At 65.8% G+C, this 16,402-nt stretch carries 19 protein-coding genes; 11 read left to right on the plus strand and 8 right to left on the minus strand.

Features of this window, described 5'->3' with window-relative positions; genetic code table 11:
- Positions 1 to 68: 68 nt before the first annotated feature.
- Positions 69 to 578: a flavin reductase family protein gene (locus F1609_RS00275; RefSeq protein ID WP_167073548.1), complete on the minus strand. Its 510-nt coding sequence runs from the start codon at positions 576 to 578 to the stop codon at positions 69 to 71.
- 143 nt (positions 579 to 721) lie between these two features.
- Here F1609_RS00275 and msrA point away from each other — a divergent pair, with 143 nt between their 5' ends.
- The 5 genes from msrA (at position 722) to F1609_RS00300 (ending at position 6,022) form a co-directional block, all read left to right on the plus strand.
- The gene (gene msrA, locus F1609_RS00280; RefSeq protein WP_167073550.1) at positions 722 to 1,261 is read left to right on the plus strand and encodes a peptide-methionine (S)-S-oxide reductase MsrA; all 540 of its coding nucleotides are present in this window, start codon (positions 722 to 724) and stop codon (positions 1,259 to 1,261) included.
- Positions 1,262 to 1,277: 16 nt separating this feature from the next.
- Positions 1,278 to 2,327, plus strand: coding sequence for an HD domain-containing phosphohydrolase (locus tag F1609_RS00285; RefSeq protein ID WP_167073552.1), 1,050 nt, complete (start codon positions 1,278 to 1,280; stop codon positions 2,325 to 2,327).
- Positions 2,328 to 2,333: 6 nt separating this feature from the next.
- Positions 2,334 to 4,670 (plus strand): hybrid sensor histidine kinase/response regulator, encoded by a 2,337-nt coding sequence (locus F1609_RS00290; RefSeq protein WP_229421530.1) that lies wholly within the window; start codon positions 2,334 to 2,336, stop codon positions 4,668 to 4,670.
- A 324-nt stretch (positions 4,671 to 4,994) separates the two neighbouring features.
- The gene (locus F1609_RS00295) at positions 4,995 to 5,534 is read left to right on the plus strand and encodes a hypothetical protein (protein ID WP_167073554.1); all 540 of its coding nucleotides are present in this window, start codon (positions 4,995 to 4,997) and stop codon (positions 5,532 to 5,534) included.
- A gap of 131 nt (positions 5,535 to 5,665) precedes the next feature.
- On the plus strand, positions 5,666 to 6,022 hold the full coding sequence (locus F1609_RS00300) for a hypothetical protein (protein WP_167073556.1): 357 nt from the start codon (positions 5,666 to 5,668) through the stop codon (positions 6,020 to 6,022).
- An 80-nt stretch (positions 6,023 to 6,102) separates the two neighbouring features.
- Here the strand turns inward: F1609_RS00300 and F1609_RS00305 are convergent, their stop codons facing one another.
- On the minus strand, positions 6,103 to 7,359 hold the full coding sequence (locus tag F1609_RS00305; RefSeq protein WP_167073558.1) for a class I SAM-dependent methyltransferase: 1,257 nt from the start codon (positions 7,357 to 7,359) through the stop codon (positions 6,103 to 6,105).
- Positions 7,360 to 7,409: 50 nt separating this feature from the next.
- Positions 7,410 to 8,615: a pyridoxamine 5'-phosphate oxidase gene (gene pdxH / locus F1609_RS00310; RefSeq protein WP_167073560.1), complete on the minus strand. Its 1,206-nt coding sequence runs from the start codon at positions 8,613 to 8,615 to the stop codon at positions 7,410 to 7,412.
- Between the two features lie 82 nt (positions 8,616 to 8,697).
- On the opposite strand from pdxH, the gene F1609_RS00315 reads away from it, so the two are divergent.
- The 6 genes from F1609_RS00315 to F1609_RS00340 all read left to right on the plus strand — a co-directional run bounded on the left by F1609_RS00315 (position 8,698) and on the right by F1609_RS00340 (position 12,951).
- Positions 8,698 to 9,555 (plus strand): tRNA threonylcarbamoyladenosine dehydratase, encoded by an 858-nt coding sequence (locus F1609_RS00315; protein ID WP_167073562.1) that lies wholly within the window; start codon positions 8,698 to 8,700, stop codon positions 9,553 to 9,555.
- 60 nt (positions 9,556 to 9,615) lie between these two features.
- On the plus strand, positions 9,616 to 10,191 hold the full coding sequence (locus F1609_RS00320) for an FKBP-type peptidyl-prolyl cis-trans isomerase (protein ID WP_229421532.1): 576 nt from the start codon (positions 9,616 to 9,618) through the stop codon (positions 10,189 to 10,191).
- Positions 10,192 to 10,219: 28 nt separating this feature from the next.
- Positions 10,220 to 11,152, plus strand: a complete 933-nt coding sequence (cysK, locus tag F1609_RS00325; protein WP_167073564.1) for a cysteine synthase A — start codon at positions 10,220 to 10,222, stop codon at positions 11,150 to 11,152.
- Positions 11,153 to 11,261: 109 nt separating this feature from the next.
- Positions 11,262 to 11,810, plus strand: a complete 549-nt coding sequence (locus tag F1609_RS00330; RefSeq protein WP_167073566.1) for a hypothetical protein — start codon at positions 11,262 to 11,264, stop codon at positions 11,808 to 11,810.
- Positions 11,807 to 12,463, plus strand: coding sequence for an SMI1/KNR4 family protein (locus tag F1609_RS00335; protein WP_167073568.1), 657 nt, complete (start codon positions 11,807 to 11,809; stop codon positions 12,461 to 12,463). The genes F1609_RS00330 and F1609_RS00335 overlap by 4 nt, the downstream gene beginning before the upstream one ends.
- Complete coding sequence (locus F1609_RS00340; RefSeq protein WP_167073570.1) at positions 12,460 to 12,951, plus strand: hypothetical protein; 492 nt, start codon at positions 12,460 to 12,462, stop codon at positions 12,949 to 12,951. Before F1609_RS00335 ends, F1609_RS00340 begins: the two co-directional genes overlap by 4 nt.
- Here the strand turns inward: F1609_RS00340 and F1609_RS00345 are convergent.
- The 5 genes from F1609_RS00345 to F1609_RS00365 form a co-directional block, all read right to left on the minus strand.
- Positions 12,948 to 13,973: a cation diffusion facilitator family transporter gene (locus F1609_RS00345; protein ID WP_167073572.1), complete on the minus strand. Its 1,026-nt coding sequence runs from the start codon at positions 13,971 to 13,973 to the stop codon at positions 12,948 to 12,950. The two genes, F1609_RS00340 and F1609_RS00345, sit on opposite strands and share 4 nt — an antisense overlap.
- Positions 13,970 to 14,287, minus strand: coding sequence for an ArsR/SmtB family transcription factor (locus F1609_RS00350; protein WP_166898040.1), 318 nt, complete (start codon positions 14,285 to 14,287; stop codon positions 13,970 to 13,972). The genes F1609_RS00345 and F1609_RS00350 overlap by 4 nt, the downstream gene beginning before the upstream one ends.
- 68 nt (positions 14,288 to 14,355) lie before the next feature.
- Positions 14,356 to 14,871 carry a hypothetical protein gene (locus tag F1609_RS00355; RefSeq protein ID WP_167073574.1) on the minus strand — a complete coding sequence of 172 codons (516 nt, stop codon included), beginning with the start codon at positions 14,869 to 14,871 and terminating at the stop codon, positions 14,356 to 14,358.
- A 6-nt stretch (positions 14,872 to 14,877) separates the two neighbouring features.
- Positions 14,878 to 15,609, minus strand: coding sequence for a P-loop NTPase family protein (locus F1609_RS00360; protein ID WP_167073576.1), 732 nt, complete (start codon positions 15,607 to 15,609; stop codon positions 14,878 to 14,880).
- Positions 15,610 to 15,739: 130 nt separating this feature from the next.
- Positions 15,740 to 16,222, minus strand: a complete 483-nt coding sequence (locus F1609_RS00365; RefSeq protein WP_167073578.1) for a CinA family protein — start codon at positions 16,220 to 16,222, stop codon at positions 15,740 to 15,742.
- Positions 16,223 to 16,402 lie beyond the last annotated feature (180 nt).

Raw genomic sequence — 16,402 nt, forward strand, 5'->3', positions numbered from 1 at the left:
ATTGGAAAATGGTGCGAATGGCTGGATACACCAAACTTGTATAGACTGCTTTTTGGGTGGTCCGGATTTTACCGCGTTTGGGTGCTGCCGAATTGCCCGGCGTGAAAAATGAGCGAGGCTTGCGGATGCACCGCGCACTCTTCGACTTCGCCCACGAAAATGACGTGGTCGCCCTCGGGATAGCGGCTGCGGTTGTGGCACTCGAACCACGCCGAGACACCCTTCAAAATCGGCTGGCCGGTGCGCGAAAGCTCGTACTCGATGTCGCCGAACGGGTTTTCGCTGCGCTTGGCGAAGCGCTGCGCCAGGTGCGCCTGGTCGGCGCCGAGCACGTTGATGACGTAGTGCGAATTGCCGCTGAAGATAGGCAAGCTGTTGGCAACGTTGCCGAGGCTCCACAACACCAGCGGCGGGTCGAGCGAGACCGAGTTGAAGGAGCTGGCCGTCAGGCCACGGAAGGTGCCGTCGGCCAGGCGCGTCGTGATCACGGTCACGCCGGTGGCAAACTGCGACAGTGCCTGGCGAAACTGCGCCGTGTCGAATGCGCGCGTATCGGCGCGGGGGGAGCTAGTGTTCATTGTTGCCCTGTGGTTTATGACATTATGCCAAATTTTGGCGTCCTCCGGCTTTTCCCGCGCAGGCAGCCGCGTCGATTGCAGGTGCATGCGGGCACGCTTTGCGTTACAGTGATTCTTATATCTATCCGTAACCGGAGCGAGCAATGAAAAACCAATCAGCGACCCAGGTGGCCATCCTGGGCGGCGGCTGCTTCTGGTGCCTGGAAGCGGTCTTCCTGGAAGCGCGCGGCGTGCTGAAGGTCGAGTGCGGCTACATGGGCGGACCAGAGGAGAATCCGACCTACGAACAGGTCAGCACCGGCGCCACCGGCCACGCCGAAGTGGTGCGCATCGTGTTCGATCCGGGCGCCATCGAGTACCACGACCTGCTCGAAGTGTTCTTCACGATCCACGATCCGACCACCCTGAACCGCCAGGGCAACGATGCCGGCCCCCAGTACCGCTCGGTCATTTTCGTCGATTCGCCCGAGCAGGAAGCGAGCGCGCGCCAGGTGATCGCGCAGATGGCCTGCGTCTGGGACGCGCCCATCGTCACCGCCGTGCAGCCGGCGACAAGCTGGTATAAGGCCGAAGACGAACACCAGAATTACTTCAGCCGCCATCCGCTGCAAGGCTATTGCGCCCTGGTCGTGGCGCCCAAGGTCAGCAAGTTCCTGGCGACCTACGCCGGGCGCCTGGCCTGAGCCGCGCGGAGAGCCCATGAAGGTAGTCATCGTCGACGACACGCACATCAACCTGGTACTGATGTCGCGCCTGATGGACAAGCTCCCGGACGTCGAGACGGTGGCCTTCCAGTCGGCGCGCGAAGCGCTCGCGTGGTGCCGCGCCAACCCCTGCGACCTGCTGGTGCTCGACTACATGATGCCGGACCTGAACGGGCTCGATTTCATCGCCGCGCTCGGGGGCGAGGCGCGCGAGCGCCCGCCGGTGCTGATGGTCACGGCCAGCCAGGACGTCGAAGTGCGCCACCGCGCGCTGGAAAACGGCGCCAACGATTTTCTGATCAAGCCGATCGACAAGGTCGAATTTTTGGCGCGCACCCGCAACATGCTCGACCTGCGGCGCGCCACCCTGGCCCTGCAAAGCCGCGCCAGCTGGCTGGCCAGCGAAGTGGGCAAGGCCACCGCCGAACTGCGCGCGCGCGAGCAGGAAACCATCCTGCTGCTGTGCCGCGCCTCCGAATACCGCGACCCCGAAACCGGCGCCCACATCCAGCGCATGGCCCATTACTCCTGCCTGATCGCGGCCGAACTGGGGCTGTCGAACGAGGAGCAGGCCTGTATTCTCAACGCCGCGCCCATGCACGACATCGGCAAGGTCGGCACGCCCGACCACATTTTGCTTAAACCCGGCCGCCTCACGCCCGACGAGATGGACATCATGCGCCAGCACGCGGCGATCGGCTACAACATCCTCAAGGCCAGCGAAGCGGGCATGCTGCAACTGGCCGCCGTGATCGCCCACACCCACCACGAACGCTTCGACGGCCAGGGCTACCCCAACGGCTTGCAGGGCGAGGCCATTCCGCTGGTCGGGCGCATCGTCGCCGTGGCCGACGTGTTCGACGCCCTGACCAGCGTGCGCCCGTACAAGAACGCCTGGACGCTGGACGCGGCGCGCGCCTACCTGATGGATAACAGCGGCAGCCATTTCGACCCGCAGTGCGTGGACGCGCTGCTGCGGCGCTGGCCGGCGGTGCTCGAAATCCGCGAGCGCTTCCGCGATTGCGCCCGCCAGGACGCGGCGTAAGGCGCCATGCGGCACAAGCGACTGCTGCGCCAGCTGCGGCGCACGCTGGGCGTGAACAGCGAACGCGCCTTGCAGGAGCGCCTGGGCGGCTTGCGCGCGCTGGGCGACGCGGCCCTGGCCGAGGGCTTGTCCGCCTTGCTCGACGCCGTCTCGCGCAGTTACCAGGACGACGAGCGCGATCTGCAGGTGCGCACCCGCATGCTCGACATCAGTTCGGAAGAGCTGACCGGCGCCAACGACCAGCTGCGCGCGGAAGCGGCGCGCCAGGGCGAGGCGTTGCGCTCGCTGCAAGCGAGCCTGGACCGCCTGGCCATGCCGTCCGCCTTCGCCGCCTTCGCCGCCGGCGCTGACGTTACCGATGACCTGCTCGGCCTGACGCACGCGCTCGAACAGCTGGTGCAGCAGCGCGAAAGCGCGCGCGAGCTGACCGAGCAGATTCTCGACCAGCTGCCGATTCCCGTGTTCCTGAAAGACCGCGAGGGGCGGTTTGTGCGCTGCAACCGCCAGTTCGAGCAGTTCGCGCAGCGCCCGCGCGCGCAGATCGAGGGCTTCACCATCGACGACATCGTCCCGCGCACCTGGGCCGGCCTGACCCACGAGGAAGATGAACGCGCCTGGCGCAGCGGGCGCATGGTCACCAGCGAGCGCCGCCTGGCGCAGCGCGATCCGCCGATGGACGTGGTGGTCAACCGGGTCGTGATCCGCAGCGGCGGCGAGCCCTACCTGCTGGGTTTTTCGATCGATGTGAGCGAACAGCGCGCCGCGCGCGACGCCATGCAGCACGCGGTCGAATCGGCGCAGGCGGCCAGCCGCGCCAAGAGCGAGTTCCTGGCCAACATGAGCCACGAGATCCGCACGCCGATGAACGGTATCCTCGGCATGACCGAACTGGTGCTCGAATCGCAGCTCGATCCGCAGCAGCGCGACGACCTGGCGCTGGTCAAGGGCTCGGCCGACGCGCTCTTGACCATCATCGACGACATCCTCGATTTTTCCAAGATCGAAGCCGGCAAGCTCGAGATCGAAGACGTGCCTTTCGACTTGCGCGCGCTGGTGCAGGACACGGTCCGTTCCCTGTCGCTGCCGGCGCGCCGCAAGGGGCTGGCGCTGGAGTGCGAACTGCCGCCGCAGCTGCCGCCGATGCTGAAGGGCGACCCGGGGCGGCTGCGCCAGGTGCTGATCAACCTGCTCGGCAACGCCATCAAGTTCACCAGCGAGGGCGGGGTGACGCTCGGCGTGGCCATGCGGCCCACTGTGGCACAGCGCTGCGAGGTCGAATTTACGGTGCGCGACACCGGCATCGGCATCGCGCCCGACAAGCAGAAACTGATCTTCGACGCCTTTTCGCAAGTCGACGGCTCCACCACGCGCCAGTACGGCGGCACCGGCCTGGGACTGACCATCTGCCGCCGCCTGGTGATCCTGATGCAGGGCGATATCGCCGTCAGCAGCGAGCCTGGCAGCGGCAGCGTATTCCGCTTTAGCGTGCCGCTGGGGCGGGTGGCGGGCGCCGTGCCCGAGGCGCGCGGCGCGTTGCCAGCACCTGTCACCGACGCGGTGGCGAGCGCGCCGCCGGTGCCCGCGCCGCCGGCGCACAAGGCGGGCCGCCTGCACATCCTGCTGGCCGAGGACAACCCGGTCAACCAGCGCCTGGCGCTGCGCCTGCTGGAAAAAATGGGCCACCGGGTGACCCTGGCCGACAACGGTGTCGACGCGCTCGAACACGCGCTGCACGGCGCCGTCGACCTGGTGCTGATGGATGTGCAGATGCCCGGCCTGGACGGCCTTGCGGCCACCCGCATCCTGCGCCAGTGGGAAGCGACAGCGGCCGCTGGCGGCCATGTGCCGGTGGTGGCGATGACGGCGCGCGCCATGCAGGGCGACCGCGAACGCTGCCTGGAGGCGGGCATGGACGATTACCTGTCCAAGCCGATCGACAGCGCGCGCCTGCGCGAGGTGGTGGCGCGCTTTCATGGCCGGGTCGCCGGCGCGGTACTGGACTGGCGCGGCGCCCTGCTGCGCCTCGACGGCGACCGCGAATTGCTGCTCGAACTGGCCGCGCTGTTCATCGGCGACGGTCCGCAACTGCTGGCCGCGCTCGACCAGGCGCTGGCCGCGGGCGAGCGCGAAGCATCGCAGCGCGCCGTGCACAGCCTGCAAGGTGTGCTGGTCAATTTTGGCGCACAGCGCGCCATCGCCTGCACCGAACGGCTGGCCGACAGCCTGCATGATGGCGCGCCAGGCGCGCTGGCGCCTGGATTGACGCATGCACTGGCGCATGAGCTGGCCGCCGAACTGCAAGACGTCATGGCCGCGCTGGGCGAACATCTGGGCGGCGCCTGACGCGCCGCCGGCGGTGTGTCCCCGTCAACGCCTGATTCCCCTTTCCATTCTTTTCCACGACCGCTGCGCGCGCGATGCCGCGCCTGCCCGTTTGTCGCCTGTTGTTTCGGATAGGGCGGACACTATTCGAATCGTCAGGTACTGCGGCAACGGCGCCAGCTTATTCTGGTTCACGCCTGCCGGTCGTCGCAAGCAATTTTTCTCAACGCGTCATTGTTGATTTTTTCAAATCCAGAGGAGTGCACGGACATGAATGAACAAGGCTTGGTATTAGCGCTGAACGAAGAACAGATTCGTCAAATTCACGCCCTGAGCGGACAACGGATGACGTCAATCCGCATCGTCCCCGACTTCCCTGGCGTGCAGGGTGGGCAGGGTGCGCAGTCGGTGCAGGGTTATCAGGGCGGGCAGGGATACCAGGGGCCGCAAGTGTCCGGTGGTTTCCAGGGGACGCAGGCTGTCGTTGGCCCGCTCGGCTTCCAGGGCTCGGTCGGGCCGATCGGCTTCCAGGGGCCGCAGGCAATGGTCGGCTTCCAGGGACCGCAAGGTTTCTTCGGACCGTTCGGCTTCCAGGGCGCGCAGGGGCAGGGGGGCTTTTTCAACCCGTTCGGGTTCCAGGGCGGCCAGGGACAGCAAGGTTACCAGGGGCCGCAAGCGGTGTTCGGCTTCCAGGGGCCGCAAGGCTTCATCGGGCCGCTTGGATTCCAGAGCTTCGTAGGACAGCAGGGCTACCAGGGACCTCAGGGCAACTTCGGCTATCAAGGTGGACAGGGCTTCCAGGGACCGTTCGGCTTCCAGGGCCAGGGCTTCCCCGGCCAGGGCTTCCAGGCGTTCCCCGGTTCGCAAGGGTATCAGCGTTATTGAGCTGACCGGCTAGCGGACGTGTCCGATGGCCTGGGGGATCCGGCATTGCCCAGGCCGTTTCTGCGGCGTCGCGCCGCGCGCGCCAGCAGCGTTCTACTTCAACCCCACAGAGTCAACAAGGGAGCATTATTGTGAATTCATCAGAGGTATTTTTTCCCGCCGGATGGCTGGCCCTGAGCAGCGAGCAGTCGGCGCAGATCAAGTCGGTGCTGGGCCAGGAGGTCAGCGCCGTACCAGTGTACAACGTCATCTCGCGTGGCGCGAACAACGGTTATCAGCCCTTGAACGTGGTGCCCGGACTGGCATGCCTGGTCGTGCATGAGGACAGCTACCGGCAGGTCGGGGCGCCCGGCCAACAGGCGCGTGCGCTGCAGGGCGACATGTCGCGTGATGCGCATGACGGCAATGCCGTGAATCCCGATGCCAGGTCGATGGCGCGCCAGGGCGACGACGACGCTGCCAGGAACGCGAAACTCAAACAAAAGTAATCAGACTGCGCCCGGTGGGAGTGGCACCATGCCGCTCCTGTCGGGCATCTGCGGGACAGGCTACAGGTAGCCGAACGCCTTCATGCGTGCGCATACATGTAGCGCCGCGACCACGGTAGCGCCGCCGGATCGCGCCCCGCCCTGCCGCATACGATCTGGTACAAACTGATCCAGTCATGCGTGAACGCATGCGTGCACCCGGCCAGGTACACCTGCCAGATGCGAAAGCGGCGCGCATCGGTCAAGCCCTTGATGCGCTCGCTGTTGGCCTCGAAATTGTCGGTCCACAGGGCGCAGGTGCGCGCGTAATGGCGCCGCAGGTTCTCCACATCGCGCACCTCCAGCCCGCCTTCCTGCATGGTCTTGATGACCGTGCCCAGGTGCGCCAGCTCGCCGTGCGGAAACACATACCGGCTGATGAAGTCGCCGCCTCCGTGCGGCACGCCATGGCTGTCTGGATCGGTGCTGGTCAGCCCGTGGTTCATCGCCACCCCGTCTGGCGTGAGCAGCGTTGCCATGCGCCGAAAGTACGCGGGCAGCTGGCGCACCCCCACATGCTCGAACATGCCCACGCTGGTGATGCGGTCGAACTGGCCGCCGACGTCGCGGTAGTCCTGCACGCGGATCTCGACCTGCCCTGCCAGGCCGGCCCGCTCGACCCGCTCGCGGGCCAGCCGGGCCTGGTTGTCGGAGAGGGTGATGCCGACGCAGCGCGCCCCGTGCCGCTGGGCCGCCCGGATCGCCAGCGCGCCCCAGCCGCAGCCGATGTCGAGCAGCCGATGCCCGGGCCGCACGCCGATCTTGTTGAGGATATGGTCGATTTTCTTGAGCTGCGCCTCGGCCAGCGTTTCGTTGCCGTTCTCGAAATAGGCGCACGAATACACCATGTTCGGATCGAGCCAGGCGCCGTAAAACTCGTTGGACACATCGTAGTGATAGCGCACCGCCTGCGCATCGCGCTGGCGCGTATGGCCGCCGCCGATGGCGTTGCCGAGCAGGCCGAGCATGCCGGACAGGCGCGCCAGCCCGAGTGCGGGCAGCACGCCGCGCATATTGCCGGCCAGTGAATTGGCGGCCAGCGCATTGACCACGGCAATCATGTCGTTGGCGCGCCCGCTGACCTCGATCGCGCCTTCCACGTAGGCGCGTCCGAGCTTGTACAGCGATGGCGACAGCAGGTAGCGCAGCGCACTGGCGCGCGGCACGCGCACGGTCACGCGCGGCGGATCGGGCGAAAAATCGAAGCGCTGCCCGTTCCACAGCTCCACCCGCAAAGGAAGCGAGGGCTGGCTGCGCAATCCTTCGCTCCAGGCCCTCAGTCTGATCTGGTTGAACACGCACACCTCCGGACGATGGTTGCCGGCCTGTGTGCGTGCACACTGGCCGGTTAAGGTTGCAACCGTTCGCGCGCCCAGCTGCCGTCGCTTTGCAGCGTGTACACGATGCGGTCGTGAAAGCGCGAGCGGCGTCCTTGCCAGAACTCGATGCGTTCGGGTACCAGACGGAAGCCGCCCCAGTTCTCGGGACGTGGCGGCTCCTCGCCGTATTGCTTGGCTACAGCGTCATAGTTCTGTTCCAGCGCATCCCGGTTGGCGATTGGCTCGCTTTGCGCGGACGCAATCGCGGCCAGCCGGCTTTTCAGCGGACGGCTGTGGAAATACTTGTCGCTTTCTTCCGCAGAAGTGCGCTCTACCCTTCCTTCGATCCGGATCTGGCGTTCGAGTTCCGTCCAAAAGAACAGTAATGCCGCATGCGGGTTGGCGGCCAGCTGGCGGCCCTTCTGGCTGTTGTAGTTGGTGTACCAGGTAAAGCCGCGCGGATCGAACTGCTTGATCAGCACGATGCGCGAGGTGGGCCGGCCCTGCTCGTCCACGGTCGCCACGCTCATCGCGTTCGGCTCGTTGACCTGGGCCTTGAGCGCTTCCTCGAACCAGGTCGTAAATTGCACGAAGGGATCGCCGGCCACGTCGTTCTCGCTCAGGCTGGCCTGGCCGTAATCCTTGCGCAGGCTGGCCACGGCGTCGCCGGTCGATGCCGCCGGCGCTGCCGGGGCGGCGCTGGGCGTGATGCCGCGCCGTTGCTGCATGGCCTGGCCCAGGGTTGCCATCTGATCGGCGCTGAACAGGCGCTTGGCCATCGGCGCGATGTGGCCTTCTTCGCGTTCCATGTGGGCGCGGTACATGGCGGCGAAGCGCTGCACGTCGTGCTCGCGCAGCACGGCGGCGCTGCCGTCGGCGATGGCGGCCAGTTGCTCGTGCAGGTCTTGCCACATGCCGTCCATCTGGCGGTGTTCGTCGAGGATGCCGGGCAAGAGTTCGGCCAGCAGGTCGGCGTCGGCGCCGCTGGCGCTGCTGCGCAGCATCGGCACCAGGTTCTGTTCTTCGTCTTCGTGATGAAGTGGTGCCGCCTGGTCGAAATATTTCATCACCGCGCGCGCGGCCTGGCGCGCTTCCTCGTCGGCGCCATGGCTGGCCAGGTGCGGCAGCAATTTTTCCAGGGTGGCCAGCTGTTTGCGGATGCGGTCGTGGCAGTGTTTCAGCACCGCGATCGGCTGGTCGAAACCGGGGGCGCTGTCGGGCAGGAGGTTGCTCATGGAGATTTCTCGCTTGTGGCTGATGGGAACATATCGCTCATTTTAGAGCAGTCTGTCCGGCCGCGTCCGTTAAAATGGCGGCATGAATACCATCACTACCTCCTCACTTCCCGTCGATACCAGCGAGGTCGACTTCGAGCGCCGCTTCGGCGGCATCGGCCGCCTGTACGGCGCCGCCGCGCTGGCGCGCTTCCGCTGCGCCCATGTGTGCGTGATCGGCGTCGGCGGCGTCGGCTCCTGGATCGTCGAGGCGCTGGCGCGTTCCGCCATCGGCCAGCTCACCCTGATCGACCTCGACAACGTGGCCGAATCGAACATCAACCGCCAGATCCAGGCCCTGTCGGACACTGTCGGCCAGGCCAAGATCGGCGCGCTGGCCGAGCGCATCGCCCAGATCAATCCCTTCTGCAAGGTCAACCTGATCGAAGAGTTCATCGATCCGGGCAACCTCGACCAGATGATCGGCGCCCACCAGTACGACTACGTGGTCGACGCCATCGACAACGTCAAGGCCAAGGCGGCGCTGATCGCGTACTGCCGCGACCACCAGTTGCCGATGGTGATCATCGGCAGCGCCGGCGGCAAGACCGACCCGGCCCGCATCGAACTGCGCGACCTGTCCAAAACCGAGCAGGAGCCGCTGCTGAAACTGGTGCGCAAGCGCTTGCGCAACGACTACGGCTTTCCGCGCAGCCTGAAAACCAAGTTCAATGTCGATGCCGTGTTCTCGATGGAACCGGTAAGCATGCCCGAGGGCGAGAGCTGCGGCGTAGATGGCGATGGCGACGGCATCACCGGCCTGAACTGCGCCGGTTTCGGCTCGAGCATGGTCGTCACCGCCACCTTCGGCATGCTGGCCGCCGGCCACCTGCTGCGCCGTCTTGCCGACGGTGCCATTGGCGTGCCTTCTGTGCAGGCGCCCGAGGCCTTGCTATCATAGCGTTGCAGAATTACCCAGTTTGACCGTTGTTCACTGAATCTTACTGAAAGAGATCACATCATGCGCCGTCCTATTTCCGTATTCCTGATGTGCGCCGCCGCGGCATCGATGGCCCAGGCCGCCGGCCAGACGCCGCCCGCTCCCGAGACGCCGCCGGCGGCGACCGTGCCGGCTACCCCAGCGGCGGCCGACGCGCCGGCAGTGCCTGCGACGCCGGCGGCCCAGCCGCCCGCGCAAGCCCAGCCTGCCACGCCGCCAGGCACCGTGCTGCTGGCCGAGCCGGTCCTCGATCCGCTGGTCGCCACCGACACCAAGGTCGGCACCGGTGCCGAAGCGACCGCCGGCAGCAAGGTCTTCGTGCACTACACCGGCTGGCTGTACAAGCCGATGGCGACGCGCCAGCGCGGGCGCCAGTTCGACTCCTCGCTCTCGCGCGGCGCGCCGCTCGAATTCGTGCTCGGCACCGGGCGCGTGATCAAGGGCTGGGACCAGGGCGTACTGGGCATGAAAGTGGGCGGCAAACGCACCCTGGTCATTCCGAGCTACCTGGCCTACGGCAAGCGCGGCGCGCCAGGCGGCGGCATTCCGCCGGACGCCGATTTGATCTTCGACGTGGAACTTGTCAACGTCAAGTAAATCCAACCATGACAGCGGGAGAGTAAGCATGAGAATCGCAAACGACGTCACTGAGTTAATCGGTAACACGCCGCTGGTCCGGATCCGCAAACTGGCGCACGGCGCCGGGGCCGACATCCTCGCCAAGCTGGAGTTCTACAATCCGGCCCACAGCGTCAAGGACCGGATCGGCCTGGCCATGGTTGAAGCGGCCGAGGCGGCCGGCAAGATTGGCCCGGACACCGTCATCGTCGAGCCGACCAGCGGCAACACCGGCATCGCGCTGGCCATGGTGTGCGCGGCGCGCGGTTACCGCTGCAAGCTGGTCATGCCCGAAACCATGAGCAGCGAGCGACGCATGCTGTTGCGTGCCTACGGCGCCGAGCTGGTGCTCACGCCGGGTCCTGAAGGCATGCTCGGCGCCATCAGGGTGGCCGAAGAACTGGTGGCGGCCAATCCCAACTACTTCATGCCGCAGCAATTCAACAATGCCGCCAATCCCGATGTGCACCGCCGCACCACGGCTGAAGAAATCTGGCGCGACACCGACGGCAAGGTCGATATTTTGGTGGCCGGGGTCGGCACCGGCGGCACCATTACCGGCGTGGGCGAAGTGCTCAAGGCGCGCAAAGCGGGCTTCCAGGCCATCGCGGTCGAGCCGGAAGCCTCGCCCATGCTGTCCAAGGGGACCAAGGGGCCGCATCCGATCCAGGGCATCGGCGCCGGTTTCGTGCCGCAGGTGCTCAACCGCGCCGCCTTCGACGAAGTCATTTGCGTGAGCAACGACAATGCCTTCGAGACCGCACGGGCAGCCGCGCGCGAAGAAGGGCTGCTGGTCGGCATTTCGTCGGGTGCGGCGCTGTGGGCCGCGATCCAGGTGGCGCGCCGTCCCGAAAATGCGGGCAAGGTGATCGTGACGATCATCCCGTCGTTCGGCGAACGTTATCTGTCCACGCCGCTGTTTGCCAATCTGGCGGGCTGAGGTGGCGAGCGGCGCCAGCGTTAGCTGATCCGGCGCGCGCTGCGTGTTCTGGCTGTTTTTCTGCGTCTTGCTCGCGACGCCGTTTGGCAGCGCGTTGGCGGCGTGGTGTGTGTCGCGGCAGGCGCCGCCGCTGCAGCGCCGCATGCTGGCGCTGCTCGCCGCCAGTGTCGTCGTGGTCGTGGGCGCGCTGGCGCTCAATCTGTCCACGGCGAGCGTCGCGCTCAACGCGGTCTTGTCAATGGTGGCCTGGCTGGCGTTCGCGGTACTCGGCATGTCGGCTTTCCGCCTGCGTCCCAGCTTGCTCGGCTACCTGCTTGGCTCGCTTGCCGCGATTCCCGCCATCGCCGGAGTGCTGTTCGCCACCGTTGGCGCGATGGGACTGATGGGCGCCGTTGCCGGCATCACCGCGCGGCATGCCGAACAGCTGGCGCCGCGCCTGCGCTGCTATGTCGATCTGGTCGACGACCGGGAAACCAGCCAGGAAGCCTACGAGGTCACGCTCAAGCGCCAGTCGCCCGTGCTGCCCTGGTTCGAATACAGCCCGCGCACGGTGCGCCTGGGCGATATCGATATGTCGCCGGCCGAAGCCTGCCGCCGCGTTGTTGCACCTGAGGCGGGCACGCCATCCACCATGTACCGGAGTGAAAAATCACCATGAACGACTTGCTGGAGCGGCTGCAAAGCTGCATCGAATCACGTTTCCCGGCCATGGCAGCGAACCTGAATCCGGGCGCCAGCGAGGCCGCCATCGATGCCTTCGAGCACGCCATCGGCCGGCCGCTGCCGGCATCCGTGCGCGCGCTGTATCGCTGGCATGACGGCAGCGCCGGCGCGGGCGGCCACTATGTCCTTGGTTTGTTCTTTGGCCTGCCCTTCCTGAGTCTGGACGACGCTTTGCGTCACTGGAAGAGAGACACCGATATACTCGATGAATGTACCGCCGAACAACTCACCGCTTACGCCGCCAACTACACTTGCCTGCCGTCCGGCACCATTCGCCAGTGCGCCGCCAGCAGGGACTGGATTCCGCTGGCGGACGATGGCGGCGGCGCCTATCTTGGCATCGATCTCGACCCGGACGCGGCGGGCAGCGTGGGCCAGGTGATCTCGTTCGGATGCCGCGAGTTCACGCGCGTGCAGGCCGGCGCGAGCCTGGAACCATTCCTGGAAAGCCTGCTCGGCTTGTACGAAAACGGCGAATACGAGATGGTCGATGAGTATGACGACGGGTTCAGCCTCGCGAATGTGGGCCCGTATGGCGCCACCCACTTCCTCGACTACCTGCGCCTGCAGGCCGAAGGCGCGCGATGATTGCCGTCCAGGTCATCGAGATCCGCTGGACCAAAGCCACCCGTGGCGCCCCGCGCGCCAACGAGCGGGCGGTGCTGCCACGCGCCTTTGCGCTGTTGCAGACCGGCGCGCAGTATGTCTACCAGAACTACCTGATGCATGAGCGCGACGGTTTTGCCGCTGTTCTAAAAAAGGAAAAACAGGTCGACCATGCCCCGCTCAAGGAGCGCAGCCTGGTGCTGCGCCCGCGCGACGATGGCGTGCTGGTGCTCGGCCTGAAATGGGACCCGTCCGAAGGCCAGCCGCGCCGTCCGGCGTCCGGCACGGCGCTCCGGCTTGCCCCCGGACAGACTGCGCGCCTGATCCTCAACGGCCGCCACGCGTCGTATATCGGCCAGGAATATTCCGAAGTGATCTACAACGTCGCCTATGGCGACACCATCGCACCCGACTGCTTTATCGCGCGCGCGCCCGACCAGCAGTTCAGCCTGGCCGCGCACCTGTTCTAAGCCTGTGCCTCCTGCGCATGCAGCGCGCAGCTGTGATCGCTCGTCCCCAGTTCCACCTGCAAGGTGCAGTGGGCGATCGCGTAATCGGCCTTGAGCGCCGCCACGATGGCGTCCAGCGCCGCGTCGCCCGGATAGCCGCCGGGCATGACCAGATGCGCGGTCAGCGCCGTCTCGGTCGTGCTCATGGCCCAGATATGCAGGTCGTGCATGCCGGCCACGCCCGGCCGCGCCAGCAGAAAATCGCCCACCGCGGCGGCATCGACATTGGCCGGCACCGCCGCCAGCACCAGGTCGAGCGACTCGCGCAGCAAGGCCCAGGTGGTGACCAGGATCAGCAGCACGATCACGATACTGACCGCCGGGTCGAGCCAGGTCCAGCCGGTGAAGATGATCGCCACGCCCGACACCACCACGCCCAGCGAAATGGCGGCGTCGGCCGCCATGTGCTGGTAGGCGCCGCGGATGTTCAGGTCGTCCTTGCTGCCGGCCATGAACAGCCAGGCCGAAAAACCGTTGACCAGCACGCCGATGCCGGCCACCACCGACATGGTCATGCCCTGCACCGGCGCCGGATTGGCGAAGCGGTGCAGCGCCTCCCAGCCGATCGCGCCGCAGGCGAGCATCAGCAGCAGGGCGTTGAGCAGCGCCGCCAGGATCGATGAACTGCGCAGGCCGTAGGTGTAGCGTCCGTCCGGCGCGCGCTTGGTGAGCATGGCCGCGCCCCAGGCCAGCATCAGGCCCAGCACATCGGACAGGTTATGGCCGGCGTCGGCCATCAGGGCGGTCGAGTTGGCCAGGAATCCATAAAAGAATTCGATGCCGACAAACACCGTGTTCAGGCCGATCGCCAGGGCGAAGGCGCGGCCGTTGCCGTTGGGATCGAGCTGGTGGTGATGGTGGCCGGGGCCATGGTCGTGCCCGTGGTCGTGCTTAGGTTCCGCCTTCGCCGCCTTGGCCGGCGGGTGTGGGTGGCCGTGGCCGGCGTGGTCATGGTCGTGATCGTGGTCGTGGGCGCTGGTCATGGGTCGATTCCATTGGTGGGTTCGGCGATATGTTCGAGCATGTCGGTCAGCACGCCGCTGATGTGGGCGTCCGCCGTCGAATAGAACACCTGCTTGCCCTGGCGCTCGGCCTTGACGATGCGCGCGGCACGCAGCAGGCGCAGGTGGTGGCTGACCAGCGAGCTGCTCAGTTGCAGGCCGGCGGCAATGTCGCCCACCGCAATTGGACCTGGCAGGCAGGACAATACAATGCGCAGCCGGGTCGGGTCGCCCAGCAGATGGAACAGGTCGGCCAGTTGGGCGATCGAGGCGTCGTTATCGGGAGAAGGTTTCATAGTCAACATGTGAAGATATGTAGATATGATAGCGCATATTTGGCGCACACGGCTGCGCTCGCCGGAATTTAGGGTTTTTGCATCTCGGCGGCAATCGCCGCGCGGGTTTTGGAATCGAGTTTGGCCACGGCGCGGGCCAGCTTGTCGCCATCACGCAGGGCGCTGCTTTGCTCCGGCGTAAGTTCCCTGGCGACGCTCACCGGTGCCGGGGCGGGCAGCGGGCGCAGCAGCAGCGCCTGGCCGGCCAGCACGATGAACGCGCACAGCAGCGCGGCGCCGCCGGCGATGGCGATGATGCGTTTTTCCTGCAATGGCACGCCGTGCGCAACGGGTAACGGTGTCGAGACCAGCGCCGCCGGACGCGCGGCGGGCGTGGCGCCGTTGCCCAGGTAGCCGCTTTCCTGCAGCGCCTGGACCTGGTCGGCCAGGTCGGCGGTCGCGTCGTCTAACAATGCCACGTGGCGCTCGACCGCTTCGGCCAGCACCGCGTCGTTCAATGCCACCAGCGCGAAAATCGGATCGTCGATATCGATCCGCACGCCGGTTTTTTCAAAGACGAGGGTGCGCAGTTTTTGCTGGTCCATGCCGGCCTACCACTGCACTTTGTCGAGCTGCTCGAACAGGTCGCGGAACACGACTTTGATGCGCTGCTTTTCCATGACGTTGAATTTGTCGCTTTCGCGCACTTCATTGGCGGTCAGGCGCGCGATATTCATTTTTTTGATATCCGCGCCGAAGGTATCGGCATTGCGTTGCGACAGCACCACCCTCCCGCACACGCGCGCGGAATGATCGGCATAGGTCTGCGACTCGGTGAAGATCTTGCCGGTGGCCGATTGCAGCGGGCCAAAGTGCTCGTTTTCCCACAGCACCAGCGGCACACTGGTCGACTTGGCGGTCGAGACAAAGCCCATGGCCGTATCGTGCAGGGTGTCGCCGCCGCCGACAATGGTGTGGATATACACCTTGCGCCCCGATTCCTTGAGCAAATCGAAACAATCGTTTTCCAGCAGGTAACCCATCAGCGGCGAAAAGGTGTTGGCGCCGTTGTCGATGACGCAGTTGCCTTCTTCTTCCAGCAGGTCGATCATCAGCGCGTCGAAGCGCTTGGGGTCGATGTTGCGTGAGTCGGTCATCACCGGCACGTGTTTCACGTCCATCGCCTTGTAGCGCGAAAAGGTGGCGTTTTCCTGGTCGGTGTCGTAGCAGCGCAGGGGGCGCTCCTCGTCCTTGCCCGCCAGCCATTGCGCGAGGATGGTCGAGACCAGGGTCTTGCCGATGCCGCCCTTGCCCTGCAAGATGAAATGAACCGTATTGTGCATCGAGTTGCTCCAGAAAATGACTCACCCGTCATTCCCGCGCAGGAATGACGGCGCTTAAGTTAGCGGCGTTTGCATCAGACTAAGGGGTGAAGATGGCGATGGAACCGCAGCCATCCGGGTCTTGTTCGCGCTATTCGATGATGCGCAGCAGCCCTTGCAGCGCATGCACCACGGTCTGCTCGCGCACCGACTGGCGGTCGCCGGCAAACACCAGGCGCTCGGTCTGGACCGTGTCGCCCCTGGCCCAGCCGAAGCAGACCGTGCCGACCGGTTTGCCCGGCACCGCGCCGCTCGGGCCGGCGATGCCGGTGGTCGACAGCGCCACGTGCGCGTTGCTGTTTGCCAATGCGCCGGTGGCCATGGCGGACGCCACTTCCTCGCTCACCGTGCCCAGCTGCGCGATCAGCGCGGCCGACACATCGAGCAGTTCGGTCTTGGACGCGTTCGAATAGGTCACGAAGCCGCAGTCGAACCAGGCGGTCGAGCCGGCCACCTCGGTGACCGCCTGCGCCACGCCGCCGCCGGTGCACGATTCGGCGGTTACCAGCAGCAAGCCTTTCGCTTGCAGCGCGCGGCCGACTTTGGCGGAAAGATCGAGAATGTCGTTCGTCACGTGTTGCTCCTTTTGGACGGTGATCGGGGATCGGAATGCGGATCAGGGGAGGGCGCGCGCCACCGCGCGGCCCTGCGATTCTACTTTACCATGCCCTCTGCAACACTGGTCGTCCACCCTGTTGCAATGTTTCACAAGGGATATCCAAGTGAGCTAAAAAAGCGTAGAGTAGATCTGGGG

This window comes from Massilia aquatica (assembly GCF_011682045.1).
Taxonomy (GTDB): Bacteria; Pseudomonadota; Gammaproteobacteria; order Burkholderiales; family Burkholderiaceae_D; genus Telluria_A; species Telluria_A aquatica.